The organism is Rathayibacter sp. AY1C7 (genome assembly GCF_002931865.1).
Taxonomy (GTDB): Bacteria; Actinomycetota; Actinomycetes; order Actinomycetales; family Microbacteriaceae; genus Rathayibacter.
Genome location: NZ_PSWB01000019.1, coordinates 17,857 through 41,374, shown reverse-complemented (window position 1 = coordinate 41,374; position 23,518 = coordinate 17,857). Strand labels below are relative to the sequence as shown.

Below are 23,518 nucleotides of genomic sequence, written 5' to 3'. Positions count from 1 at the left end.
GCGTCCCCCGACGAGCCCGTCAGTCCTCGAGACTGACGCCGCGCTCCTCCGCCAGCTTGACCAGGTCGTCGACGACCACGAGCGCCATCCGCACCGAGCGGTCGCGGCGGTACTCCTCGTCGTCCGGGTCGATCCGCGAGGTGCGGTCGAGGGTCTCCTCGATCGACTGCGCGAGCTCGCGCCACGCGTCCTGACGGGCGTCGTCGACGAGCGTCGCGAGGTACTCCTCGTCCTGCGCCCGCCTGTGGAGGGAGTCGGCGACCAGGAGCGAGAGCCGCTCGCGGTGGTCGAGGTTGTCGACGTCGGCCGAGCGGTAGTCGTGCACGTGGTCGGAGCGGCCGCCCACCGAGGTCACGTCGGCGGCGATGCCGCGCAGGCGCTCAGCGGCTGCCTCGGACTCGCGCGCCAGCTTCTCGAGCTCCTCCGCGGCGACGACGGAGTAGCGGCCCGAGTCGAAGGGGACGTCAGCACCGAGGCCGTCCATCAGCACACGGTTCTTCACGGCCATCCGGCTCGCGTACTGCGCGAGCATCAGGCCCTCCTCGGCGGCCTCCTCGACGGAGGCGGGCTCGCGCGACGGGTTCTCATCGGGGTCGTACGGCTCCATCTTGAACCTGCGTCGACGCCGGAACCACACGTGCGTCACCTACATCCCGGAGCAGGCGCCCCGCCCGCCGGAGCACCTCTTCGAGAGTACCCGGCGGGCGGGCGCCGTGGTCGGCGGCTCAGGCCTCGCGCCAGTCGTCCTGCCGGAGGTGGGAGCCGGCCTGCGGCCCCATCTGCAGCATCCCGCCGTCCACGACGTACGAGGATCCGGTGATGGAGGAGGCGGCGGGAGAGGCCAGGAAGGCGACCACCGCCGCGATCTCGCGGGCGTCGCCGGGGCGGCCGAGGGGGATGCCGGGGCGGTCGATCGTGACGGGGTCCACGTTTTCGGCGTCGTTCATCGGCGTGGCGATCTCTCCGGGGGCGACGGCGTTGACGGTGATGCCGAGGGAGCCGAGCTCGAGTGCGGCGACCTTCAGCAGGCCGCCCAGCCCGTGCTTGGCGGCGGTGTAGGCGACGGAGCCGACCCGCGGCTGGTGCTCGTGGACGCTGGTGACCGCGATGATCCTGCCGCCCGTGCCCTGGGCCGCCATGCGCCGCGCGGCGCGCTGGAGGCAGACGAACGCTCCGTCGAAGTTCAGGGCGACGGTCGAGCGCCAGCTGTCGAGGCTCTGCTCGAGGAAGGGCTCGCCTCCGCCTCCGCCCGCATTGCTGACGGCGACGTCGAGCCCGCCCAGTCGATCCGCGAGGTCGTCGATCACGTCGCCCGCGCCCTCCAGATCCGTCGTGTCGAGGCGCGCGATCTCGGCGCGCCGACCGAGGGAGTGCACCTCCTCCGCCGTGCCCTGCGCGCCCTCCTCGTCGCTGTGCCAGGTGATGCCGACGTCCATGCCCGCCTCGGCCAGTGCCACCGCGGTCGCCCGGCCGATGCCGGAGTCCGAGGCGGTCACCAGTGCACGGGTGGGCCGGAAGTCTCGAGGTCCCTGGGTCATGTCGTCTCCTGTCTCGATCGGGCCGCCGATCCGGCGGACACGGGTCGATCCCATCAGCGGATCCGGCGCGCTCGGGAGCCGGTTGACAGGTCCGGGCTCGCGCGAGCCGCGTGGCGGTGTCCCCGCTGAGCGCCCCGATCGCGTTGACTGGGCGGATGGATCACCGGCGCATCTCGGTCGTCGTCCCCGTGAAGGACGACGCCCGCCACCTCGAGCAGCTGCTCGAGCTCCTCCGCGAGCAGACGCTCGCTCCGTTCGAGATCGTCGTCGTCGACGACGGGAGCACCGACGACAGCGCCGCCGTCGCGCGAGCGGCGGGCGCGCGGGTGGTGCGGCACGACGGAGCCGGGATCCCGGCGAGCACGGCGCACGGCTTCGACGAGGCGCACGGCGACGTCCTCGCACGGCTCGACGCCGACTCCCGCCCGGGACCCGACTGGCTGGCGCGCCTGGCCAGCCACTTCGCCGACCCCGAGGTCGGAGCGGTGACCGGTCCCGGACGCTTCGACGAGCTCGGCCCGATCGCCCGGGTGATCGCGCGGGTCGCCTACATGGACGCCTACTTCGTGCTGATGGGGTCGGCGCTGGCCAACTGGCCGCTCTTCGGCTCCAACTGCGCCGTCCGCCGGTCGGCGTGGGAGGAGATCGCGGAGGAGATGCACCGGCACGACGCCTACGTGCACGACGACGTCGAGATCAGCGTGCACCTGGGACTCCGGCACCGGATCGTGCTCGACCGCCACCTCGAGGTCGGCATCTCGGCCCGCCCCTTCGGCGCCTTCGCGGACATGCTCCGCCGGTTCGACCGCGCTCTCCACACGCTGGCGCGGCACCCCGGGATGGGGTCGTCCCTGCAGCGCTGGACGCACCGGGTGCGCCGCACCCACCGCGACCGACTGCGAGCGACGGCCGCGGCGCGCCGCTCCGGCTGACGACGAGAACCGGCGGCGCCGCCTGACGGCTAGGGCTGGGCCGCGTCCGGCCGGGCCGCGTCGGGCTCGGCCTCCGCCGCCCGATCCTCTCCGGGCGCGGTGCGCCCCTCCTTCGGCATCGCCCAGACCGCGGCGAGCATGCCCACGGCGAGGACCGTGAGCGCGATGCAGACGAAGCGGGTGCCCTCGGCGAGGTCCGCCGGTGCGGGGACGCCGCCGCCCGCCTTCGCGTTCACGATCGCGCCGAACACGGCCACGGCGACGGCGCTGCCGATGTTGCGGGCGAAGAAGTTGGTCGAGGAGACCACTCCGCGCTCGTTCCAGTCGACGCTCGACTGCGCCCGGATCAGCGTCGGAGTCGCCACGAGCCCCATGCCGGCGCCGATCAGCACGCAGAAGCCGGCGATCTCCCACAGCGTCGAGGAGGAGCCGAGCAGGACGGTCAGCGCCGTGCCGATCACGACGAGCCCCGCTCCGAGGAAGCCCGTGTTGCGGAAGCCGATGCGCAGGTAGAGCCGGCCCGACAGGCTCGCCGCGACCGGCCAGCCGAGCGTCATCGCCGCGACGGCGAAGCCCGCGCCGAGGGCGGAGCTGCCGAGCACGCCCTGCGCGAAGGTCGGGAAGTACGAGGTGACGCCGAGCGTGATCGCGCCGACGGTCACCGAGACCAGGCTGGTCGAGATCAGCACGCGCCGCGTGAGGACCCAGAGGGGGAGCACCGGGGCGGCCGCGCGCCGCTCGATCGCGACGAAGCCGGCGAACGCGAGGGCCGAGACGACGAACACGCCGACTCCGGCGGGGGAGAGCCACGGCCAGGCGCTGCCGCCCTCGAGCAGCCCGAGGATGAGCAGCGCGGTGCCCACGGCGAGCACGGAGGCGCCCGCCACGTCGATCCGCTGCTTCTCGCGCCGCGTGGTCTCGCGGAAGCTGCGGATCAGGAGGAACGCCGCCAGGAGGCACAGGGGGATGTTGACGAGGAAGATGCCGCGCCAGGCGCCCAGGTCCGAGAGCACGCCGCCGAGGATCGGCCCGACGACCGAGGAGATGCCCCAGACGCTCGCGAGGTAGCCCTGGGTCTTCGCACGCTCGGCGACCGTGTAGATGTCGCCGGCGATGGTGATGCCCATCGGCTGGATCGCTCCGGCCCCCAGGCCCTGCAGGGCTCGGAACGCGATCAGCGCGGGCATGCTCCAGGCGAGGCCGCACAGGAGCGAGCCGACCAGGAACAGGGCGATGCCGATCAGCATGATGGGCTTGCGCCCGATCACGTCGGCGAGCTTGCCGTAGAGGGGGACCGAGACGGCCTGGGCCAGCAGGTAGATCGAGAACAGCCAGGGGAACTGCTCGAAGCCCCCCAGGTCGGCGACGATGGACGGCACGGCCGTCGAGAGGATCGTGGCGTCGAGGGCGACCAGAGCGGTCGAGATCATCAGGGACAGCAGGATCGGGCCGCGCTCCGAGCGCAGTCCGACACTCGCGCGGGTGGGGGCGTCGGTCACTCTGCCCAGGCTATTCCATAGCCGGGGGATGGAAGCGGGGAGGAGAGGATCCGCTCCGGGGCTCGATAGACTGGTGGCATGGAACTCGTTCTCTGGCTCGTCGTGTCCGCCATCGCCGGTGTCGGCCTCGTCTCCGGAGTCGCGGCTCTCATCGCCATGACGCGGGCGCCCTGGTCGGCCGACAAGTAGCCGCCCGACCGGCCTCGCGCCGGCACTACTCGTAGATCCGCACCACGCTCCACTGCGGCTCCGTCGACGCGACCACGTCGAGCACGAACGCTCCGCCGGTCGCGACGTCTGTCGCCTGGAAGCGCCAGCCGCCGATGCTCACCGGTGTGCGCCCGAACGTCGGCGGGAACCCCTCGAGGGGCGCCCACCACTCGCTCGTGCAGGTCCACACCGTCGGCCGGTCGGTCACCCGGTAGCTCCCGCCCCGCCACTCGAGCGCGATCGGCACTCCCTCGCCGTCGGTCGAGACCAGCGCCGTCTCGTCGATCACCGCCATCGTCGTGCTCCCGTTCACTCGCCGGACCCGGTTGGCCGTTCGAACATGTGTTCGATAGTCTGCGAGTGTACGCCGCGGCGCTCGTGCTCGCCACGGCCGCGGATCGACCGGTGGGAGGCGCGATGATCGAGTGGAGTCCGCTCCAGATGCTGCGCAGCAGCGGGCAGGACGAGTGGGTGATGGTCGACGCCCTGCGCACCGGCCGGATCGGCCTGGTGCGCCGCATCGAGACCGGCCCGTACCGCGAGACCTGGTTCCGCGCGGTGACCTGGGCGGCGGAGCCGGAGAGGCGGACGCTCGTGGGCTACTCCCGCTCGATGGACACCATCGCGGCCGCCCTGTGGGCCCATCAGCCGCCGACGGCGCAGGAGAAGCCCTTCCCCGGCTACCCGCCCTCGCGGCCGTCGCCGTGACTCCTTCAGCGAGAGGGGGCCCGGCCGTCCCCGCGACGGCGGCCTCCGTGTCCGCCACGGGGGAGAATGGCCCGATGCTCCTCGCACTCGTCGGCGGCCCCACGGGGGCGTGGCGGGCGGTCGACCCCGTCGGCGGCGCCGAGGCCGGGAGCGGCAGGGGCCCGGCCGAGCTGGCGGCGTTCGTCCGGGAGCGGGAGCCGGAGCGCCCGCGCTGGGTCTGGGACGACACCGCGCGCTGGTACCCCGCACTGCTGTCGGCCGGCGTGGTCGTCGCCCGGTGCCACGACCTCCGGCTGGCCCGCGCGATCCTCCGCCGCTCGGTCTCCGCCGCCGCATCGGCTCTCGCGCGCTCGCCCCTCGACCCGTGGGACGCGGGAGCCGCGGCCCCCGCCGCGCAGGACACGCTGATCGGGTTCGAGGAGGCGGCGGGCGGCTCCGACGAGCTCGACCCCGTCCTCGAGCTGGCCCGGCAGGAGGAGGCGCTCTCCGGCGTCGCCGAGGCCGGCCGGCTCCGCCTGCTGCTCGCCGCCGAGTCCGTCGGCGCCCTGATCGCTCGCGAGATCGCCCACGCGGGGCTGCCGTGGCGCGCCGATGTGCACGACCGGGTGCTCACCGGGATGCTCGGCCCCCGCCCGCTCTTCGGCGGCCGCCCGGCCCTGCTGGAGGCGCTGGCCGTCCGTCTGCGCGACGAGCTCGGCGCGCCCGAGCTCAATCCCGACTCGCCGGCCGAGCTCCTCAAGGCGCTGCGGCGCGCGGGGCTGCCGGTCGAGTCGACGCGCTCCTGGGAGCTGCAGTCCCTCGAGCACCCCGCGGTGCCGCCCCTCCTGGAGTACAAGAAGCTCTCCCGGCTGCTCACCGCCAACGGCTGGGCGTGGCTCGACGCGTGGGTGCGCGACGGCCGGTTCCGGCCGGAGTACGTGGTGGGCGGCGTCGTCACCGGCCGCTGGGCGACCTCGGGCGGAGGGGCGCTGCAGCTGCCGCGGCAGATCCGCGCCGCGGTCACCGCGGATCCGGGCTGGAGCCTCGTGGTCGCGGATGCCGCGCAGCTCGAGCCGCGCATCCTCGCCGCGCTGTCGGGCGACTCGGCCATGGCCGCCGCCGGGCGGGGCCGCGACCTCTACCAGGGCATCGTCGACGCCGGCGTGGTCCCCGACCGGCCGAGGGCGAAGGTCGCGATGCTGGGGGCGATGTACGGGGCGACGAGCGGCGAGGCCGGGCGGCTGCTCCCGAGGCTCGCCCGTGCCTACCCGCGCTCGGTCGCGCACGTCGAGGCGGCGGCTCGAGCGGGCGAGCGCGGCGAGAGCGTCTCGACGTGGCTCGGGCGCAGCTCGCCTCCGGGCCCCGAGGGGCTCTCGGCCGATGCGGCCCGGGCACGCGAGTGGGGACGCTTCACCCGCAACTTCGTGGTGCAGGGGACCGCGGCCGAGTGGGCGCTCTGCTGGATGGGCGAGCTGCGGGCGCGACTGCGCGCCGAGGGCGGCGCGGTCGGCCGGGCGCACCTCGTCTACTTCCTGCACGACGAGGTGATCCTGCACGCTCCCGCCGACGTCGGCGAGCGGGTCGCCGCGATCGTCCGCGAGGCGGCGGTGCGCGCCGGACGCTCGCTCTTCGGAGAGGGCGAGGTCGACTTCCCGGTCACCGTCGCCGTCGTCGACTCCTACGACCAGGCGAAGTGAGACGCGGGATCAGTACCAGTGCGGCGAGCGGTTGTTCCAGCTCGACCACGCGTTGCAGGGCGAGCCGTAGGCGCTCTTGATGTACGAGAGCCCCCAGTCGACCTGCGTCGCCGCGTTCGTCTGGTAGTCGGCTCCCGAGTTGGCCATCTTGCTCGCCGGGAGGGCCTGCGGGATGCCGTAGGCGCCGGAGGAGCGGTTCAGCGCGTTCCAGCGCCACCCCGACTCGCCGTTCCACAGCGGGATGAGGCACCGGTCGACCTGGTCGGCGCCCCAGCCGAAGCGGCCGACGGCGGTCCGGGCATAGGCCTGGGCCTGCGCGGGGGAGAGGCCGTCCGTGCGTCCGGCGTAGGTGCCGAGGGCGGCGATGGTCTTGGCGGAGCTGTTGCGCGCGCCGGTCGGGTCGTCGTCGCCGAGTTCGACCGGGCCGCCTCCGCCACCTCCGCTGTTGGAGGGCGCTGCCGGAGCAGCGGCCGCGGCGGGAGCCGACGCGGCGCGCTGGCGGGCGGCCTCGGCCTCGGCGGCGAGGCGGGAGAGGCGCTGCTGCTCCTCGAAGGCCGACTTCGCGTCCTGGCCGTCGGCGTACTCCCGCTCGATCTCGGCGGTGGTGTTCTTGAGCGAGGCGAGCTGGGTGTAGAGCTCCTGGCTGTACTTCTCCTGGTCGGCGACCTTGGCGTCGGCCTCGGCCTGCGCGGAGCGGGCGGCCGAGAGCGCGTCGGCCGCGGCGGTGGCGAGGGAGACGCGCTCGCCCCGGGCCTGCTCGGCCTGCGCGGCGAGGGAGACGGCCTGGTTCTCGGTCGACTGCGCCGCGGTCTGGAGCCGGCTGGTCTGCTGGGTGAGCTGCGTCATGGTGCCGAGGCGGTAGAGCAGCTCGCTCGACTCGTCGCCGCCGATGAGGAGGTTGAGCGTCGCATCGGTCCCGCCGTTGCGGTAGAGCTGCGCGGCGAGACGGCCGGCCTGCTCCTTCGCTGCGTCGGCGTCCGAGCGGGCGGCGGAGGCGCGCTCCTCCAGGGCGCTCACGCGCTGGGTCGCCTCGTCGAGAGCGCTCTGCGCGGCGTCCGCCTCGGCGGCCCGGCTGATGGCGGCGTCGGTGAGGGCGGCGGCCTGGTCGCGCAGGTCGGCGAGGAAGGCGGTGATGCGGTCGACCTCGGCGGCGGTGGCGCTCTCGCTCGACTTCGCGGCCTCGACATCGGACCACGAGGGGTAGTCGGACGGGTCGTAGGCGGCGGACGCGGAGAGCGGGGCGGCGAGGGCGGCGCACAGGACGAGGACCGTGCCCGCTCCGGCGGCGACGAGGCGCCGGCGCGCCCGGGAGGGGACGCGGAGACCGAGGGGGGTGCGGGACATGCGAACCACCCTAGGCGACGGCACCCGCGCCTGTCTCGTCCTAGCTCGAGGCTCGACGGCCCCGGCGGGGACGCTCGAGAGCGTATCCGCGGACGCCCCGTCCCGGCCCGTCGCCCGTGAGCTCGTCGCGGGCCGCCTCGAGGAGGCGCCGCAGGGCCTCCTCCCGCACGCGGGCGGCGATCGCGGCGAGGCGGCGCTGCGGGTGCGCGTCCTCCTCCTCCGCCTGCTCGTCGGCGGTGGCGGGCAGCGAGCTCTCGTACGCGTCGAGGACGGCGGCGAGGTCGGCGCCGGACATGCTCGAGGCCAGCAGCACCCGGTCGAGGACGTCGTCCCAGTCCTCCTCCGGGGACGCTCCGTCACCCGTCAGCCAGGCGGCCGCCTCCGCGCGGCCATCGTCGGTGAGCGCGTGCAGGGGGAGGCCGTCGTCGGTGGACCCGGCCGAGACGACGAGGCCCCGCTCGCGCAGGCGCTCGAGCGTCGAGTAGATCTGGCCGACGTTGACCCGGGGCCGGTGCGCGGCACGGTCGAGGAGCTCGGCGTGCAGCTGGAGGCCGTAGGCGGGGCCGAGCGTGAGCAGGGCGAGCAGGCCGTCGCGGACGGACACGGTGCTCCTCCCGGCGGGCGTCTGGCGGTGTGCGGCGTCCGGCGGCGCGGACGACCCGAGTATAGGCAGGAGCCGCCCACGGCCGGTCGAGCAGGCGCGGCGAGCCGCCTTGACGGAGGTCCGCCGCTCCTGCATGATCGGGCGTGGTGGCACGTCCACCGTCATAATCGAAGAAGGCGCACCGCAGAGTGTTCCGTGGTCCGGGTCGTTGGGGAAGACGCACCGGGACGAACGGAGGACACCATGGTGGCGCAGCAGACTCGGGGTGTGCTCTTCGTGCACTCCGCCCCCCGCGCGCTCTGCCCCCACCTCGAGTGGGGGACAGGTCGCGCCCTTGGTCGTGCCGTGAACTTCGCCTGGATCGAGCAGCCCGTGCTCCGCAGCACACTGCGCGCCGAGTTCGCCTGGGAGGGCCCGGTCGGAACCGGTGCCGTCATCGCGTCCGCTCTCCGCGGCTGGGCCGACGTCCGCTACGAGGTCACCGAGGAGCCCTCTCCCGGCGTCGACGGCGGCCGCTGGATGCACACGCCCGAGCTCGGCATCTTCTACGCCCAGACCGACAGCGCGGGCAACACCGTCGTGCCCGAGGACCGCATCCGCTCCGCCATGGAGCTCGCCGGCGCCGATCCCATCGAGCTGCACCGCGAGCTGCGCCTCGCCCTCGGCCAGGCCTGGGAGGACGAGCTCGAGCCCTTCCGCTACGGCGGCGACTTCGCCCCCGTCGTCTGGATGCACGGGGTCGGCTGAGCTCATTCGACGCCGCTCCTCGCGCGGCGTCGCGCAGTCGGCTCGGTCGGGTGGTCGGGTTCCGTGGAGCGGCCGGCGTCCGGCGACGCCGATCCGCTGGCACGCGGATCGGCGGATACGCCTCGCGGGGACCGCTCGCTCCCGCCTCCCTGAACCAGGCGGCCAGCGGACCCCCCGTTCCGGCAGAGGTCCGCCTCGAAGCCGCGTCGTCACCTCGCGGTTGCCGCTCGCTGGCACGTCGACCAGACGGTCGGCGGAGCACCGCGTTCCGGCGGAGGGCGTCGGAAGACTCGTGCAGCCGCCCGCACCTCTGTTGCGCACGACGCCGACGGCCCGAGTAATGGCGAGTCGCACGCTCCCCACGAGCGCAGCCGCCCTGATCCGAGCATCCGACCCGAGTCGCGGCGAAGCCCGCGCTCCCCTCGAGCACAGCTGCTTGAACCGAAGCTTTCGACCCGAGTCGCGGCGAAGCCCGCGCTCCCACCCGGACAGCTTCCGCGATCGGAGTATCCGACGCGAGTCGCGGCGAAGCCCGCGCTCCCACCCGGACAGCTTCGTTGATCCGAGCATCCGACCCGAGCCGCGGCGAAGCCCGCGCTCCCCACCAGCACGGCGTGCTCACCAGCCCGCACCAGACGGCGGCGCAGCTCCCTCGCGGCACGAGGCGTATCCGGGGATCCGCGTTCCAGCGGATCACCGTCGCCGCACCGCACCGGCCCTCGGGAACCCCGCCCTCCTCCCCAGCGGACGCGCCTGCGCCGCGCAAGGAGCGGCGCAGCCCGCTTTCCGCACGGTGGAGCGGGGCTATGCCCCGCTACACCGTCCGGAAAGCGGCAACAGCATTGTGCCCCCCGAACCCGAACGAGTTCGAGATGGCGACCAGCGGTCCGTCGCCGAGGGCGCGGGGGCTGGTGACGACGTCGAGGGGGATCTGGGGGTCCTGCTCGAAGAGGTTGATGGTGGGGGGTGCGGTGCGCTCGTGCAGGGCGAGCACGGTGAAGATGGCCTCGAGCGCGCCGGTGCCGCCGAGGAGGTGGCCGGTGGACGCCTTGGTCGCGGAGACGGCGATGTTCGGGAGGTGATCGCCGAAGACGCGCAGCAGGGCGCGGTACTCGGCGATGTCGCCGACCGGGGTGCTCGTCGCGTGGGCGTTGACGTGGGTGACGTCGGTGAGCGCGGCTCCGGCCTGCTCGAGGGCGCCGATCATGGCGCGGGCGGCGGCGGAGCCCTCGGGGTCCGGCGCCGTGATGTGGTACGAGTCGCTGGTGACGGCGCCGCCGGCGAGCTCCGCGTAGATGCGGGCTCCGCGGGCGAGGGCGTGCTCCTCGGTCTCGAGGATGAGCGTCGCGGCGCCTTCTCCGAGGACGAAGCCGTCGCGGGAGACGTCGTAGGGGCGCGAGGCGGTCGCCGGGTCGTCGTTGCGGCGCGAGAGGGCCTGCATCGACGCGAAGGCGGCGATCGGGAGCGGGTGGACGACCGACTCCGTGCCGCCGGCGACGACCACGTCGGCGAGGCCGAGCTGCATGTGCTCGTAGGCGTTCGCGAGGGCCTCGGTGCTGGAGGCGCAGGCCGACACGTCGGTGCGGGCGTAGGCGCGGGAGGGGATGGCCATGCTGATCGCGGCGGCGGCCGCGTTGGGCATGAGCATCGGGATGGTCATCGGGAGGACCCGGCGGGGTCCGCGCTCGCGGAGGGTGTCCCACGCGTCGACGAGGGTCCAGAGGCCGCCGATGCCGGTCGAGTAGTCGACGCCCACGCGGAGCGGGTCGACGTCGGTGATGCCGGAGTCGGCCCAGGCCTCGCGGGCCGAGATGAGCGCGAACTGGCTGGAGGGGTCGAGGCGCTTCGCCTCCGGGCGGGAGAGCACCTCCTCCGGGCGGACCTTGGCCTGGGCGGCGAAGGTGACCGGGATGTCGTACTGGGCGACCCAGTCCTGCTCGAGGGAGCGGACGCCTGATTCGCCGGCGAGGAGTGCGTTCCAGGACTCCCGGGCGGTCCCGCCGAGGGGAGTGCTGGCACCGATTCCGGTGACGACGATCTTCTTGGTCATGACGAGCTTCTCTGTTCCGTGTGGGTGGGTGCCGGGCTCACCCCGGCCGACGATCGCCGGCCGGGGTGTCCGCCACGAGGACGGGGTGCGCGGGCGACGACTACTCGGACGCCTTGACGATGAAGCGGACCGCGTCGCCGACCGTCTTGAGGTTCTTGACCTCGTCGTCGGGGATCTTCACGTCGAACTTCTCCTCGGCGTTGACGACGATGGTCATCATCGAGATGGAGTCGATGTCGAGGTCGTCGGTGAACGACTTGTCCATCTCGACGGAGTCGGTGGCGATGCCCGTCTCGTCGTTGACAAGCTCGGCCAGGCCGGCGAGGACTTCTTCGTTGGACAGTGCCATGGTTCTCTCCTTGGGGGTTCTTCGGGTGTTCGTCAGTGACCGTAGGTCAGTTTAGGGGTGGGGTCGCGCCGGTCACGGGAGCACCACGACCTGCGCGCCGAACACCAGTCCGGCGCCGAAGCCGATCTGCAGCGCGAGTCCGCCGTGCAGCTCCGGGTGCTCCTCGAGCAGGCGGTGGGTGGCGAGCGGGATCGACGCGGCGGAGGTGTTGCCGGTGGTCTCGATGTCGCGGCCGATAGCAACGGTCTCGGGCAGCTTCAGCTGCTTCGCGAGCTCGTCGATGATGCGCATGTTCGCCTGGTGAGGGATGAACGCGGCGAGGTCCTCGGGCTGGACGCCCGCCTCCGCGAGCGCCTGCTTGGCGACCTTGGCCATCTCCCAGACCGCCCAGCGGAAGACCGACGGGCCGTCCTGGCGGAGGGTGGGCCATTCGGCGGTGCCGTCGCGGTAGGCCGCGAGCGGGTTGTCCATGCCGACGGTGTCCCACTTGGAGCCGTCGGATCCCCAGACGGTCTTCGAGATGCCGGCGGTGTCGCTGGGGCCGACGACCGCGGCGCCCGCGCCGTCGCCCAGGAGGAAGGAGATGCTGCGATCGGTCGACTTGACCAGCTCGGACAGCTTCTCGGCCCCGACGACGAGCACGTACTCGGCCAGGCCGGAGCGGATGAAGGAGTCGGCCTGGGCGATGCCGTAGGTGTAGCCGGCGCAGGCGGCCGAGATGTCGTACGCCGGGGCGGGGTTCGCGCCGATGCGGTCGGCGAGGAGCGCAGCCAGCGACGGGGTCTGCACGGTGTTGCTGATCGTGGAGACGAGCACGACGCCGATCTGGTCCGGGCGGATGCCCGCCTTCTCGATCGCCTCGAGGGAGGCGGTGGTCGCGAGGTCGACCGCGTGGATGTCGGCGGAGGCGCGGCGGCGCTCGATGATGCCGGTGCGCTGGCGGATCCACTCGTCGGAGGAGTTGATCGGCTCGATCAGGTCGTCGTTCGGGACGACGAGGTCGCCGCGTGCCGCGCCGATGCCGAGGATCCGGGTGTACGCGCTGCCGCTGGACTGGGTGAGGGAAGGGGTCGTCATGGGGTCTCTCCTGCTAGGCGGCGTGCTCGTCGAGGAAGGCGCGGGCGGCGTCCACGTCGTCGGGGGTCGTGATGGCGATGCTCGGCACGCCCTTGAGGCCGCGCTTGGCGAGGCCGACCAGCGCGCCGGCGGGTGCCAGCTCGATGATCCCGGTGACGCCCGCGTCGGCGAAGGCCGCCATGCAGAGGTCCCAGCGGACGGGGGAGGCGACCTGGCCGACGAGCAGCTCGAGGAACGCGGCACCGGAGTCGACGACCGACCCGTCGCGGTTCGTCCAGAGCCGGAGCGTCGGGTCGGAGGGGGTCAGCCCGGCGGCGACGCCGGCGAGGGAGTCGCGGGCGGGCGCCATGTAGCGGGTGTGGAAGGCGCCGGCCACCTGCAGGGGGATCACGCGTGTCCCGCGGAGCGGCTCCGCCTTGAGGGCCTCGAGCGCGTCGACCGCGCCGGCGACGACGATCTGACCGCCGCCGTTGTAGTTGGCCGGCTCGAGGCCGAGTTCGTCGAGACGGGCGATCAGGGCCTGCTCGTCGCCGCCGAGGACCGCGCTCATCGCGGTCGGCTCGGCGGCGGCCGCAGCGGCCATGGCACGGGCGCGCTCGCGGACGAACACCAGCGCGTCGGCCTCGGTGAGGACCCCGGCTCCGGCAGCCGCGGTGATCTCGCCGACGGAGTGTCCGGCGATGCCCGCGATGCGCTCGCGCCGTCCGCCCTCGAGGAGGGCGGCGAGGCTCACGAGTCCCGCGGAGACGATCAGGGGCTGGGCGACCGCGGTGTCGCGGATGGTGTCCGCGTCCGAGACGGTGCCGTGCGCGGCGAGGTCGATGCCGACCGCCTCCGAGTGCGCGGCGACCTGCTCGGCCACAGAGGGGATCTCGAGCCAGGGGGCGAGGAATCCGGGGGTCTGGGAGCCCTGACCCGGGGCGACGACGACGATCACGGTATCCAGTCTTCCGATCTGCGCTCGCACGTGCGGCGCGTGGAGCCACTGACAAAGCACAAAGAGCTTGTCGCGGGTCTACAAGTGTTCGGGGGCGGGAGGGGTTCGGCGAGCGGAGGGCCTCAGCGTCGGGACGGCTTCCGGCGGACGGCGCCGTCCGGGTCGCTCATGGAGCCGAGGATGAGGGCGGACTGGAGGATGAGCGCCTCGCGGGCGCCCGTCGCGTCCCAGCCGATCACCTCGGCGACCCGCTTGAGGCGGTACCGCACCGTGTTCGGGTGCACGAACAGCTCGCGGGCGGTCGCCTCGAGGGAGCGGCCGTTGTCGAGGTAGGCCCACAGCGTGGTCAGAAGCTCGGTCGAGTGCTTCTGCAGGGGCCGGTAGATCTGCGTGATGAGGCTCTGCCGGGCGAGCGGGTCGCCGGCGAGGGCGCGCTCGGGAAGGAGGTCGTCGGCGTTGACCGGTCGCGGCGCGTTCCGCCAGGAGCGGGCGACCGCGAACCCGGCGAGGGCCGCGCGGGCGCTGCGGGACGCCTCGACCAGGGTCGGCACCTCGTGGCCGAGGACGAGGTGGCCCGTCCCGAAGCCGGGCTCGAGCGCCTCCGCGATCTCGAGGAACGCGACCGGCGGACCGGTCTCCTCCGTGGCGTTCTCGCTCGGCTCGGCGCGGCCGATGACCAGGACGAGCCGGCTGCCCTGCACGCCGATCAGCACGTCGGCGTCCATGTGCCGGGCCGTGCGGCGCAGCTGGTCGACGTCGAGCATCTTGGGGGCGGTGCCCACCAGGACGGCGACCTCGCCGTGGCCGTGCCAGCCGAGGGCGGCGATCCGGCTGGGCAGCTCGTCGTCGGCCTCGCCCGTGAGGATCGAGTCGACGACCAGCGCCTCCAGGCGCGCGTCCCAGAGTCCTCGGGCCTCGGCGGCGCGCGCGTAGACGTCGGCCGCGGCGAAGGCGATCTCGCGCGAGTAGAGGAGGATCGCCTCGCGGAGGTCCTCCCCGCCGTTCTTGATCCGGTCCTCGACGACCTCGACCGTCACCTTGATCAGCTGCAGCGTCTGCGTCAGCGAGACGGAGCGCAGCAGCTCGCGGGGAGCGGCTCCGAACACGTCCGCCGCGATCCACGGCGTGGCCGACGGGTCGTCGAACCACGAGATGAACGAGGTGATGCCGGCCTGGGCGACGAGGCCGACCGCCGAGCGCCGACCGGGGGGCATGCTGCCGTACCAGGGCAGCGTGTCCTCGAGTCGCTTGATCGTCTGCGTCGAGAGCTCGCCGGCGAGGGTGCGCAGCCAGGCGAGGGTCTGCTCCTTCGTGCGGGGAGCGCCCGGCCGGGTGGCCGGACGCTCCGCCGCAGGAGCAGGACCCCGCGCACTCGACGGTGCGGGTTCCTGCGAGAGCACGGACTCGTCCGTCAGCTCTCGCCGCCCGCGTTGCCGGTGGTGCCGGCGTTGACGTCGAGGAGGCGGTACTTCTCGATCGCCTGGACGGCGAGCGAGGGGTCGACCTCGCCGCGCTTGGCGAGCAGCTGCAGCGTCCGCACGACGACCGAGGGGCCGTCGATCTGGAAGTAGCGCCGCGCCGCCGCACGGGTGTCCGAGAAGCCGAAGTCGTCCGCGCCGAGCGTCGCGAAGTCGCCCGGGATGAACTGGCGCAGCTGGTCGGGGACCTGGTGCGAGAAGTCCGAGACGGCGACGAAGGGGCCCTTCGCGTCGGCCAGCTTCTGCGTCACGTACGGCACCTGCTCGGCGTCCTCGGGGTGGAGGAAGTTGTGCTGCTCGGCCTTGATGCCGTCGCGGCGCAGCTCGTTCCACGAGGTGACCGACCAGACGTCCGCCGAGACGCCCCAGTCCTCGGCGAGGAGCTTCTGCGCCTCGATCGCCCACGGCACCGCGACGCCCGAGGCGAGGAGCTGGGCCTTCGGCCCGTCCCACTGGCCCCAGGAGATGCGGTGGATGCCGCGGACGATGCCCTCGACGTCGACGTCCTCCGGCTCCTTCGGCTGCACGATCGGCTCGTTGTAGACCGTGATGTAGTACATGACGTTCGGGTCGGTGTGCTTCCCGCCGTACATGCGCTCGAGTCCGGACTGCACGATGTGCGCGATCTCGTACCCGTAGGCCGGGTCGTAGCTCACGACGGCGGGGTTGGTCGCCGCGAGGATCGGGGAGTGCCCGTCCGCGTGCTGGAGGCCCTCGCCGGTCAGCGTGGTGCGTCCCGCGGTGGCGCCGATCATGAAGCCGCGCGACATCATGTCGCCGGCCGCCCAGATCGCGTCGCCCGTGCGCTGGAACCCGAACATCGAGTAGAAGACGTAGACCGGGATGAGCGGCTCGCCCTGCGTCGAGTACGAGGTGCCGATCGCGGTGAACGCCGCGAGGGCGCCCGCCTCGTTGATGCCGACGTGGAGGATCTGGCCCTGCGGGCTCTCCTTGTAGGCCAGGAGGAGCTCGCGGTCGACCGACGTGTAGTGCTGGCCGCGCGGGTTGTAGATCTTCGCGTTCGGGAAGAACGCGTCCATGCCGAAGGTGCGCGCCTCGTCCGGGATGATCGGGACGACGCGGTTGCCGAAGTCCTTCGACCGGAGGATGTCCTTGAGGATGCGGACGAACGCCATGGTGGTGGCGATCTCCTGAGTCCCGGAGCCCTTCTTGCCGACCGCGTAGGCCGAGTCCTCGGGAAGGTTCAGCTGCGTGTACTTCGAGCGGCGCTCGGGGAGGTAGCCGCCGAGCGCGCGGCGGCGCTCCTGCAGGTACTCGATCGCCTCGTCGTTCTGACCGGGGTGGTAGTACGGCGGGAGGTAGGGGTTCTCCTCGAGCTGCGCGTCCGTGATGGGGATGCGCATGGTGTCGCGGAACGACTTGAGGTTGTCCAGCGTCATCTTCTTCATCTGGTGGGTCGCGTTGCGGCCCTCGAAGCTGCGGCCGAGACCGTAGCCCTTGATGGTGTGGGCGAGGATGACGGTGGGCTGGCCCTTGTGCTCCGTCGCGGCCTTCATGGCCGCGTAGATCTTGCGGTAGTCGTGGCCGCCGCGGCGCAGGCCCCAGATCTGCTCGTCGGAGTAGCCCTCGACGAGCTTCTTGGCGCGCGGGTCGCGACCGAAGAAGTTCTCGCGGACGTAGGCGCCGTCCTCCGTCTTGTAGGTCTGGAAGTCGCCGTCGGGCGTCTTGTTCATCAGGTCGAGCAGCGCGCCCTCGGTGTCGCGGGCGAGCAGGTCGTCCCACTCGCGGCCCCAGATGAGCTTGATGACGTTCCAGCCCGCGCCGCGGAAGTACGACTCGAGCTCCTGCACGATCTTGCCGTTGCCGCGGACGGGTCCGTCGAGGCGCTGGAGGTTGCAGTTGACGATGAAGTTCAGGTTGTCGAGGCCGTCGTTCGCGGCGACCTGGAGCTGACCACGCGACTCGACCTCGTCCATCTCGCCGTCGCCGAGGAACGCCCAGACCTGCTGGTCGGAGGCGTCCTTGATGCCGCGGTTGGTGAGGTACTTGTTCGCCTGCGCCTGGTAGATGGCGTTGATCGGGCCGAGGCCCATCGACACGGTCGGGAACTGCCAGAACTCCGGCATGAGCCGCGGGTGCGGGTAGCTGGAGAGCCCGCCGCCCCGGTGCGACTTCTCCTGGCGGAATCCGTCGAGCTGGTGCTCGCTCAGGCGTCCCTCGAGGAAGGCGCGCGCGTACGGGCCGGGGGAGGCGTGGCCCTGGATGAAGATCTGGTCGCCGCCGCCCGGGTGGTCCTGGCCGCGGAAGAAGTGGTTGAAGCCGACCTCGTACAACGAGGCGCTCGACGCGTACGTCGAGATGTGGCCGCCGACCCCGATGCCGGGACGCTGCGCGCGGTGCACGAGGATGGCCGCGTTCCAGCGGATCCACGCGCGGTAGCGGCGCTCGACGTCCTCGTCGCCCGGGAAGTCGGGCTCGTTCTCGGGCGCGATGGTGTTGATGTAGTCCGTGGTGGGCACCATCGGCACGCCGAGGTGGAGCTCCTTGGAGCGCTTGAGGAGGCTGAGCATGACGTCGCGCCCGCGACCCCGGCCCCGCTCCTCGACGAGCGCATCGAGCGACTCGTTCCACTCCGACGTTTCCTCGGGGTCCGAGTCCACGTGACCGACGGAATACGGGTCCTGATCGTTAACAGTCACCCTCGACCTCTCTCTGGGGGCAGATCGTGCCCGAGACATCACTCTCATGAAGCGGTGCGGATCCGCGGATCCGGGGCTCGGATGACGAGCCGCGCGCGGGCACCTCCGTCAGCCTAGCGATTCCCGTGCCCCGAACCTGGAATCGCACTGTGGTGATCCACGAGGGATGTGCGCCGACGACTGTAGGAGAGCGCCAGACGGGACGCGTCGACCGGCCCGTGATCGGGGGAGACGGGCCGTTCCTTGGAGTCTGCGCGGAGCGGGTCTAGGATTGCCCCTCGTGCTCGCGCGACTCTCGTGCGCACGGAAGGACATCGGACCGATGGCTCTCGAGAAGCTGACCCTGGCTCCCGACTTCGAACTCGCGAACCAGTACGGCGAGCGCATCCAGCTGGGCGACTTCCACGGGCGGCGCAACGTCGCCCTGGTGTTCTTCCCCCTCGCCTTCTCCGGCACCTGCACGGGCGAGTTCTGCGCGCTGCGCGAGAACCTCTCCCTCTTCGAGCACGCCGACGTGGAGCTGATCGGCATCTCTGTCGACTCCAAGCACACGCTGCGCGCCTGGGGCGAGAAGCAGGGCTACGACTTCACGCTCCTCTCCGACTTCTGGCCGCACGGCGACGTCGCCAAGCAGTACGGCGTGTTCACCGAGGCGAAGGGCTACGCGACCCGCGCGACCTTCCTGATCGACAAGGCCGGCGTCATCCGGGACACGTTCATGACCGCCCCGGGCGAGGCGCGCTCGATCGACGCCTACCGCGCCGCGATCGACGCGCTCGTCCCCGCGCACGTCTGACCCTCCGGAGGCGGACCGCCCCGGTCGTCAGCTGAGGATGTTGACGGCCCGCGAGATCACGAGGGCCAGCAGGACGAATCCGGTGAACGCCTCGGCGATCATCAGGAGCTTCATCCGGCTCGACAGCGGCATCGTGTCGGTCGGGCTGAACGCCATGGTGTTCGTCGTCGAGACCGAGAGGTAGTCGACGAATCCGGGCCGCCAGTCGGCGCGCTCGGAGGAGGTCGCGGCGACCTCGGGCGCGGTGTCGCGGTAGGTGTCCTGCGGGAAGGCGAAGTCGGCCGCCGGCAGCTCGGTGCGGGGGAGCGTTCCGCGAGCGACCGGACCGCCGCGGTCGAGCTCCCAGAACAGCAGCGCGTACGCGACGACGTTGGTGACCCAGACCTGGAGCGCGGTGAGCAGCAGCGGCGGGCCGTCGGCCGTCCCGTCGACGAGGTCGATCACCACGGCGACCACGTTCACCTGGTTCGCCACGGCGAGCACGACCGCCAGGGCGATGGAGACCCCGCGCGACCAGCGCGTCTCGCTGTCGAGCCGGTGGGGGTTGACGACGAACAGCGGCACGAGCAGCGCGAGAGTGATGCCGGCGGCGATGAGGCGGACCACCGAGGTGTCGGCGCTGTGGCCGGCCACGTTCAGGGCGACGGCCACCAGGATCGCGGCGGAGGCGGGCCAGCGGCTCTCGGCGCGCCGCCTCGCCCGGGAGTCGCTGTCGGCGGTCATGTGCCGAGGCTAGTGCCCGCAGGGGGCCGCTCCGCCTGCCGTAGGATCGAGTCGATCGTCCGCGGGTGCGCCCGCGGCGGGGGCCTTTAGCTCAGTTGGTAGAGCGCCACGTTTACACCGTGGATGTCATCGGTTCGAGCCCGGTAGGGCCCACCACCTCCGGCGATCGGACACTGCGCGTCAGCGGGACTGCCGGCGCTTGTAGGGCTTCGGCTGGCCCTTGACGATCGGGGCGCGCCCGGTCCCCTTGGAGGCCTTGGCCTTGCCTCCCGACTTCGGGGCCGCCTCCGGCTCGTCGCCGAGCGCGGCGAGCTCCTCGCGGGCGGAGGCGAGGCGCTGCCGCCCGGCCGCGGTGAGGGTCGTGGCGGCGGCACCGGGCTCGAAGAGCGGCTCGCCGAGGTCGAGCTCGACGGCGGCGACGGAGGAGTCGAGCTTCTGCCGCGAGATGCCGAGGCGCTCGGCGGCGCGCACGAAGTGCAGCTCCTCGGCGACCGCCACGAAGTGGCGCAGCTGGCTGATCTTCATCCCGAACCCTTCACGGCCGCTCCCTGCGGCACGACCACGGTACGCGGTCCGGGAGGGGGCGCCGACCGCCGGGAGCGCCACCAGGAGCAGCGGCGACCCGTCGATCCGCGCCAGAGGACCCGGCGGACATTGCCGGACGGAGGCGGGAGGCCTACGGTCGCGCCCGTGGGCGGTCCCGAAGCCGGCCACGGAGAGAGGCCGACGTGGGCGCGCTCATCTACAGCTCGATCGCGTCGCTCGACGGCTACGTGAACGACGCGGACGGCGGATTCGCCTGGGCGGAGCCGCGACCCGCCGTGCACCGCTTCATCACGGAGCGCGAGGGGCGGGTGCGCACGTACCTGTACGGGCGGCGCATGTACGAGGTCATGCGCGCGTGGGAGCAGACCTGGGCCCTCGCGGAGGAGTTCGCGTTCATCCGCGACTTCCAGGAGATGTGGCGCGCGGCCGACAAGGTCGTGTACTCGACGACACTGGAGTCGGCCGAGACCCGCCGCACCCGCGTCGAGGGCGGGTTCGACCCGGTCGTCGTCGCCGCGCAGGTAAGGGCCGCCGACCACGACGTCTCGATCGGCGGGCCGACCCTCGCCCGGCACGCGCTGCTCGCCGGGATCGTCGACGAGGTGCAGGTCTACACGGTGCCGGTGGCGGTGGGCGGCGGGACCCACTTCCTCCCGTGCGGGTTCCACGCGCGCCTCGACCTGCGCGAGGAGCACCGCTTCGCCGACGGCACGGTCTTCACGCGCTACAGCGTGCGGCGCTGAGACCGGCTACTCGGCGCCGACCAGCGCGGCGATCCGCGAGGCGAGCCGGGCGCCCTGAGCACGTCCGGCGCGGGCGGAGGCGGCGCGGACGGCCGGGTCGAGCGAGTTCGGGCCGAAGGCGCGCACCGACTCCTCGTCGGCGTAGAGCACCTCGACCCGCGAGTCCGCGAGGGCGTCGAGCTCGCCGGTCGGGATCAGGCCCGCGCCGGGCGTGCCGACTCCCGGCAGCGGAGTGACGATCAGGACCCAATCGGCTCCCGCGGCGAGGTCGGCGTTGCTGCCGGAGCGCACGCCGCCGTCCATGTAGCGGACGCCGTCGATGCTGACGGGAGGCCAGACCCCGGGGACGGCGCAGCTGGCGGAGATCGCGTCGACGAGGCCGACACCACTCTCGCGGTCGAACACGCGCAGCTCACCGGTGGCCGTGTCGACCGCGGTGATGAGCAGACGCTGCTCGGGCCAGTCGGCGTCGCCCACGCGGGCCGAGATGACGGCCCGGCGCGTGTCCTCGGGGAGCGTCTCGGCCTCGAGCGCGAGGGTGCCGATGCGGCGCCGCGCGTCCTGGGGCGAGGTCGCGCCCTCGACGGCCGCGGCGAAGAGGGCCTGGAGGCGCTCACCGTCGACGTCCGCTCCGATCTCGGCGGACTCCTCCTGGAGCTGGGCCTCGTACGACTCGTCGAGGCCGGTGCCGGTGCTCAGCTGCGCGGCGACCGCGGAGCCCGCGGAGGTGCCGATGAAGGTCGTCGACGGATCGAGCAGGAGGCGGGCCGCCTCGGGGGAGGCGTCGGCGAGGCCGCGGAGGACGCCGAGCTCCCAGGCGATTCCGGCGAGGCCGCCGCCGGCGAGGACGAGTGCACCAGGCATGGGGGAGGTCCTTTCGATCAGGATCAGGAGGGGGCGGGCGCTGCGGAGCGCCGCAGCACCAACGCTGTCACATCGTCGTGCGCGTCGTCTGCGAGAGCATGCAGACGCTCGAAGAGAGCGGGGTCGTCGTTGCTCCGCACCAGCTCGGCGAGACGGTCGAGCGCGTCGAGGCGCCCGCCGAAGACGTCGAGCAGGCCGTCGCTGCAGGAGAAGAGAGCGTCGCCGGGGGCGAGCACGCGCTGCTCCTCCTCCCAGGAGACGTCGGCGGCGATGCCGAGCGGGACGCCGGTGGAGGCGAGCCGCTCCGTGGTGCCGTCGGCGCGCAGCAGGACCGTGAGGCCGTGGCCGCTGTCCACGAACGCGACGGCGCCGCTCGCGAGGTCGACCCGGGCGATCAGCGCGGTCGCGAACATCCCGGTCGCGGTCAGGTCGGGCAGGAGCTGGCGGTTGACAGCCTCGACGGCTGCCGCGGGAGGGAGCTCCGGCCGCGCCTGGAACGCGGAGCGGATCGCGGAGGCGACGATCGCCGCCGAGACCCCCTTGCCCATCACGTCGACCAGCTCGAGGGAGAGGTCGTCCCCGCTGCGGCGCCACGCCGTGTAGTCGCCGGCGACGTCGTGCAGCGGCGTGGTCAGCGAGTCGAGGCTCCACTCGCCGAGGTCGAGGCGCTGGGGCCGGAGCCGCTCCTGCGTCTCGCTCGCGCGTCCGGAGAAGGCGATCTCGCGCAGCTCCCGCTCGGCCCACCGGCCGAGGTCCTCGAGGATCTCGCGCTCCTCCTCCGAGAAGCCGCGCACCTCGCTGTCGATGATGCAGATCGTGCCGACGCGGAGGCCGTCCCCGACGACGAGCGGGCGGCCCGCGTAGAAGCGCACGTGAGGGGATCCGGTGACGACTCCGCGGTCGGCGAACCGCGGATCGGCGGTGGCGTCCTCGACGACGAGGATGTCGCCCTGCTGGACCGTGACGTCGCACATCGAGTCGGCGCGCAGCATCCTGCTCGCCCGCGCCGAGCGCTGGGGCGACTTCGTGAACTGCGTCGACTCCTCGAGGATGTTGATCTCGGCGAGGGGGACGCGCAGGAGCCGGCGGGCGATGCGGGTGATCCTGTCGAAGCGCTCCTGGGGGGTGCTCAGGCCGATCCCGAGCTCGGCGATCGCGGCGAGGCGGGCGCGCTCGGTCGGCTCGCTCACGTGCGGGTCCGGGCGAGTGCCCAGAGGTTCTGCCCGTCGACACGGCGGTAGGAGAACTCGGTGACGAGGGCGTGGATGAACGGGATCCCGCGGCCTGCCTCGTCCCATTCGTCCGGCATGTCGCGGGGGTCGGCGACCTCGGCGGGCGCCTCCTCGGCGGAGTCGTTGAGCGAGGCGCGCAGCTCGGTCGCGTCGACGCGGATCTCGACCAGGCAGATGATGTGCCGGTACGACCGGGCGTGCTGGACGATGTTCGAGGTCAGCTCGACCAGCGCGGTCTCGAACGACATCCGGTCGACCGGCGCGACGCCCGGCTCCTCGAGCCACAGCTCCTCGAGCGCCTCGTGGACGGCGGTGACGCCGTCCTCGGGCGGCGTGCGCACGACGAAGGAGCGCTCAGGCACGGTAGGCCTCCTCGACGGTCTCGGCACTCCCGAGCAGGCGGTCGAGGTTGGACAGGCCGAGCACCATGGCGGGCTGCTCGCCGGCGGCGGCCACGCGCAGCTCGCCGCCCGCCTTACGCGCCTCCTTGAGTCCGGCGACGAGGACGCCGAGCCCGGACGAGTCGAGGAACTCGACGGCCGCCAGGTCGACGACCACGCGGACCTCTCCCGCCTCGAGCGCGCGCTGGAGGACCGCTTCGAGCTCCCACGCCGTGGACAGGTCGAGCCGGCCGACGGGGCGGATCACCACGATGTCGGGCTCGATCCGCTCGGTGCTGATCCTCGAGCTGGGCTCCATGGTTTCCTCCTGACGGGACGGCACGCGGTTCCGCAGGGCTCGGAGACGTGGTGAGGACGCGGTCGGGGGCGCGACCGAGGGATTCCGGGTCCGGTGCGGGGGTGAA

General features: G+C 72.7%; 24 protein-coding genes and 1 tRNA gene. 7 read left to right on the top strand and 18 right to left on the bottom strand.

Features of this window, described 5'->3' with window-relative positions:
- Positions 1–19: 19 nt before the first annotated feature.
- Both C5C69_RS11160 and C5C69_RS11155 read right to left on the bottom strand, forming a co-directional pair.
- Entirely contained in the window at positions 20–607 is a 588-nt protein-coding gene (locus tag C5C69_RS11160; RefSeq protein ID WP_104223455.1) for a hypothetical protein, read from the bottom strand.
- Between the two features lie 118 nt (positions 608–725).
- On the bottom strand, positions 726–1,538 hold the full coding sequence (locus C5C69_RS11155; RefSeq protein WP_104234215.1) for an SDR family oxidoreductase: 813 nt from the start codon (positions 1,536–1,538) through the stop codon (positions 726–728).
- Positions 1,539–1,693: 155 nt separating this feature from the next.
- Between C5C69_RS11155 and C5C69_RS11150 the strand changes: the two genes are divergently transcribed.
- Positions 1,694–2,470, top strand: a complete 777-nt coding sequence (locus C5C69_RS11150) for a glycosyltransferase family 2 protein (protein ID WP_104234192.1) — start codon at positions 1,694–1,696, stop codon at positions 2,468–2,470.
- A gap of 29 nt (positions 2,471–2,499) precedes the next feature.
- Here the strand turns inward: C5C69_RS11150 and C5C69_RS11145 are convergent, their stop codons facing one another.
- Complete coding sequence (locus C5C69_RS11145) at positions 2,500–3,900, bottom strand: MDR family MFS transporter (RefSeq protein WP_104257940.1); 1,401 nt, start codon at positions 3,898–3,900, stop codon at positions 2,500–2,502.
- Positions 3,901–4,183: 283 nt separating this feature from the next.
- Positions 4,184–4,492 (bottom strand): hypothetical protein, encoded by a 309-nt coding sequence (locus tag C5C69_RS11140; RefSeq protein WP_146080951.1) that lies wholly within the window; start codon positions 4,490–4,492, stop codon positions 4,184–4,186.
- A 104-nt stretch (positions 4,493–4,596) separates the two neighbouring features.
- Between C5C69_RS11140 and C5C69_RS11135 the strand changes: the two genes are divergently transcribed.
- Positions 4,597–4,887, top strand: a complete 291-nt coding sequence (locus C5C69_RS11135) for a hypothetical protein (protein WP_146076962.1) — start codon at positions 4,597–4,599, stop codon at positions 4,885–4,887.
- A gap of 74 nt (positions 4,888–4,961) precedes the next feature.
- Entirely contained in the window at positions 4,962–6,563 is a 1,602-nt protein-coding gene (locus tag C5C69_RS11130; RefSeq protein WP_104234194.1) for a bifunctional 3'-5' exonuclease/DNA polymerase, read from the top strand.
- Positions 6,564–6,572: 9 nt separating this feature from the next.
- Here the strand turns inward: C5C69_RS11130 and C5C69_RS11125 are convergent, their stop codons facing one another.
- Positions 6,573–7,907: a hypothetical protein gene (locus C5C69_RS11125; RefSeq protein WP_104267569.1), complete on the bottom strand. Its 1,335-nt coding sequence runs from the start codon at positions 7,905–7,907 to the stop codon at positions 6,573–6,575.
- A gap of 40 nt (positions 7,908–7,947) precedes the next feature.
- Complete coding sequence (locus C5C69_RS11120) at positions 7,948–8,511, bottom strand: PadR family transcriptional regulator (protein ID WP_181068395.1); 564 nt, start codon at positions 8,509–8,511, stop codon at positions 7,948–7,950.
- A gap of 243 nt (positions 8,512–8,754) precedes the next feature.
- Here C5C69_RS11120 and C5C69_RS11115 point away from each other — a divergent pair, with 243 nt between their 5' ends.
- Positions 8,755–9,258: a DUF3145 domain-containing protein gene (locus tag C5C69_RS11115; protein WP_104226674.1), complete on the top strand. Its 504-nt coding sequence runs from the start codon at positions 8,755–8,757 to the stop codon at positions 9,256–9,258.
- 814 nt (positions 9,259–10,072) lie between these two features.
- Here the strand turns inward: C5C69_RS11115 and C5C69_RS11110 are convergent.
- From C5C69_RS11110 to aceE, 6 genes are all read right to left on the bottom strand, one after another.
- Positions 10,073–11,308 (bottom strand): beta-ketoacyl synthase, encoded by a 1,236-nt coding sequence (locus C5C69_RS11110; protein WP_104226673.1) that lies wholly within the window; start codon positions 11,306–11,308, stop codon positions 10,073–10,075.
- A 100-nt stretch (positions 11,309–11,408) separates the two neighbouring features.
- Positions 11,409–11,657 (bottom strand): acyl carrier protein, encoded by a 249-nt coding sequence (locus tag C5C69_RS11105; protein WP_104223463.1) that lies wholly within the window; start codon positions 11,655–11,657, stop codon positions 11,409–11,411.
- Between the two features lie 72 nt (positions 11,658–11,729).
- Positions 11,730–12,734, bottom strand: coding sequence for a beta-ketoacyl-ACP synthase III (locus C5C69_RS11100; RefSeq protein ID WP_104223464.1), 1,005 nt, complete (start codon positions 12,732–12,734; stop codon positions 11,730–11,732).
- A gap of 13 nt (positions 12,735–12,747) precedes the next feature.
- Positions 12,748–13,671, bottom strand: coding sequence for an ACP S-malonyltransferase (locus tag C5C69_RS11095; protein WP_104226672.1), 924 nt, complete (start codon positions 13,669–13,671; stop codon positions 12,748–12,750).
- Positions 13,672–13,793: 122 nt separating this feature from the next.
- Complete coding sequence (locus C5C69_RS11090; RefSeq protein WP_181027189.1) at positions 13,794–14,960, bottom strand: CdaR family transcriptional regulator; 1,167 nt, start codon at positions 14,958–14,960, stop codon at positions 13,794–13,796.
- Positions 14,961–15,082: 122 nt separating this feature from the next.
- Positions 15,083–17,809, bottom strand: coding sequence for a pyruvate dehydrogenase (acetyl-transferring), homodimeric type (gene aceE, locus C5C69_RS11085; protein WP_104223467.1), 2,727 nt, complete (start codon positions 17,807–17,809; stop codon positions 15,083–15,085).
- Between the two features lie 322 nt (positions 17,810–18,131).
- On the opposite strand from aceE, the gene C5C69_RS11080 reads away from it, so the two are divergent.
- Positions 18,132–18,605 (top strand): peroxiredoxin, encoded by a 474-nt coding sequence (locus C5C69_RS11080; RefSeq protein ID WP_104257939.1) that lies wholly within the window; start codon positions 18,132–18,134, stop codon positions 18,603–18,605.
- Positions 18,606–18,632: 27 nt separating this feature from the next.
- Here the strand turns inward: C5C69_RS11080 and C5C69_RS11075 are convergent, their stop codons facing one another.
- On the bottom strand, positions 18,633–19,328 hold the full coding sequence (locus C5C69_RS11075) for a hypothetical protein (RefSeq protein ID WP_104257919.1): 696 nt from the start codon (positions 19,326–19,328) through the stop codon (positions 18,633–18,635).
- Positions 19,329–19,408: 80 nt separating this feature from the next.
- Here C5C69_RS11075 and C5C69_RS11070 point away from each other — a divergent pair.
- Positions 19,409–19,484: transfer RNA gene (locus tag C5C69_RS11070), tRNA-Val, on the top strand.
- 24 nt (positions 19,485–19,508) lie between these two features.
- Here the strand turns inward: C5C69_RS11070 and C5C69_RS11065 are convergent.
- Positions 19,509–19,853 (bottom strand): LysR family transcriptional regulator, encoded by a 345-nt coding sequence (locus C5C69_RS11065; RefSeq protein WP_104257918.1) that lies wholly within the window; start codon positions 19,851–19,853, stop codon positions 19,509–19,511.
- Positions 19,854–20,056: 203 nt separating this feature from the next.
- Between C5C69_RS11065 and C5C69_RS11060 the strand changes: the two genes are divergently transcribed.
- Positions 20,057–20,617, top strand: a complete 561-nt coding sequence (locus C5C69_RS11060; protein WP_104257917.1) for a dihydrofolate reductase family protein — start codon at positions 20,057–20,059, stop codon at positions 20,615–20,617.
- 6 nt (positions 20,618–20,623) lie between these two features.
- On the opposite strand, the gene C5C69_RS11055 is transcribed toward C5C69_RS11060, so the two are convergent.
- From C5C69_RS11055 to C5C69_RS11040, 4 genes are read right to left on the bottom strand one after another with little or no spacing between them, the layout of a single operon-like run.
- On the bottom strand, positions 20,624–21,481 hold the full coding sequence (locus tag C5C69_RS11055) for a patatin-like phospholipase family protein (protein WP_104238200.1): 858 nt from the start codon (positions 21,479–21,481) through the stop codon (positions 20,624–20,626).
- A 23-nt stretch (positions 21,482–21,504) separates the two neighbouring features.
- Positions 21,505–22,671 carry a PP2C family protein-serine/threonine phosphatase gene (locus C5C69_RS11050; protein WP_181127056.1) on the bottom strand — a complete coding sequence of 389 codons (1,167 nt, stop codon included), beginning with the start codon at positions 22,669–22,671 and terminating at the stop codon, positions 21,505–21,507.
- Positions 22,668–23,075, bottom strand: a complete 408-nt coding sequence (locus C5C69_RS11045; protein WP_104223473.1) for an ATP-binding protein — start codon at positions 23,073–23,075, stop codon at positions 22,668–22,670. Before C5C69_RS11045 ends, C5C69_RS11050 begins: the two co-directional genes overlap by 4 nt.
- On the bottom strand, positions 23,068–23,412 hold the full coding sequence (locus tag C5C69_RS11040; RefSeq protein ID WP_104223474.1) for an STAS domain-containing protein: 345 nt from the start codon (positions 23,410–23,412) through the stop codon (positions 23,068–23,070). The genes C5C69_RS11045 and C5C69_RS11040 overlap by 8 nt, the downstream gene beginning before the upstream one ends.
- Positions 23,413–23,518: the final 106 nt, after the last annotated feature.

Bases quoted from the DNA above. Each gene is read 5' to 3' on its own strand.
- C5C69_RS11065 (WP_104257918.1), bottom strand. From the start codon at position 19,853: ATGAAGATCAGCCAGCTGCGCCACTTCGTGGCGGTCGCCGAGGAGCTG.
- C5C69_RS11155 (WP_104234215.1), bottom strand. From the start codon at position 1,538: ATGACCCAGGGACCTCGAGACTTCCGGCCCACCCGTGCACTGGTGACC.
- C5C69_RS11150 (WP_104234192.1), top strand. From the start codon at position 1,694: ATGGATCACCGGCGCATCTCGGTCGTCGTCCCCGTGAAGGACGACGCC.
- C5C69_RS11080 (WP_104257939.1), top strand. From the start codon at position 18,132: ATGGCTCTCGAGAAGCTGACCCTGGCTCCCGACTTCGAACTCGCGAAC.
- C5C69_RS11145 (WP_104257940.1), bottom strand. From the start codon at position 3,900: ATGATCTCGACCGCTCTGGTCGCCCTCGACGCCACGATCCTCTCGACG.
- C5C69_RS11105 (WP_104223463.1), bottom strand. From the start codon at position 11,657: ATGGCACTGTCCAACGAAGAAGTCCTCGCCGGCCTGGCCGAGCTTGTC.
- C5C69_RS11125 (WP_104267569.1), bottom strand. From the start codon at position 7,907: ATGTCCCGCACCCCCCTCGGTCTCCGCGTCCCCTCCCGGGCGCGCCGG.
- C5C69_RS11160 (WP_104223455.1), bottom strand. From the start codon at position 607: ATGGAGCCGTACGACCCCGATGAGAACCCGTCGCGCGAGCCCGCCTCC.
- C5C69_RS11075 (WP_104257919.1), bottom strand. From the start codon at position 19,328: ATGACCGCCGACAGCGACTCCCGGGCGAGGCGGCGCGCCGAGAGCCGC.
- C5C69_RS11055 (WP_104238200.1), bottom strand. From the start codon at position 21,481: ATGCCTGGTGCACTCGTCCTCGCCGGCGGCGGCCTCGCCGGAATCGCC.
- C5C69_RS11130 (WP_104234194.1), top strand. From the start codon at position 4,962: ATGCTCCTCGCACTCGTCGGCGGCCCCACGGGGGCGTGGCGGGCGGTC.
- C5C69_RS11040 (WP_104223474.1), bottom strand. From the start codon at position 23,412: ATGGAGCCCAGCTCGAGGATCAGCACCGAGCGGATCGAGCCCGACATC.
- C5C69_RS11110 (WP_104226673.1), bottom strand. From the start codon at position 11,308: ATGACCAAGAAGATCGTCGTCACCGGAATCGGTGCCAGCACTCCCCTC.
- C5C69_RS11100 (WP_104223464.1), bottom strand. From the start codon at position 12,734: ATGACGACCCCTTCCCTCACCCAGTCCAGCGGCAGCGCGTACACCCGG.
- C5C69_RS11135 (WP_146076962.1), top strand. From the start codon at position 4,597: ATGATCGAGTGGAGTCCGCTCCAGATGCTGCGCAGCAGCGGGCAGGAC.
- C5C69_RS11115 (WP_104226674.1), top strand. From the start codon at position 8,755: ATGGTGGCGCAGCAGACTCGGGGTGTGCTCTTCGTGCACTCCGCCCCC.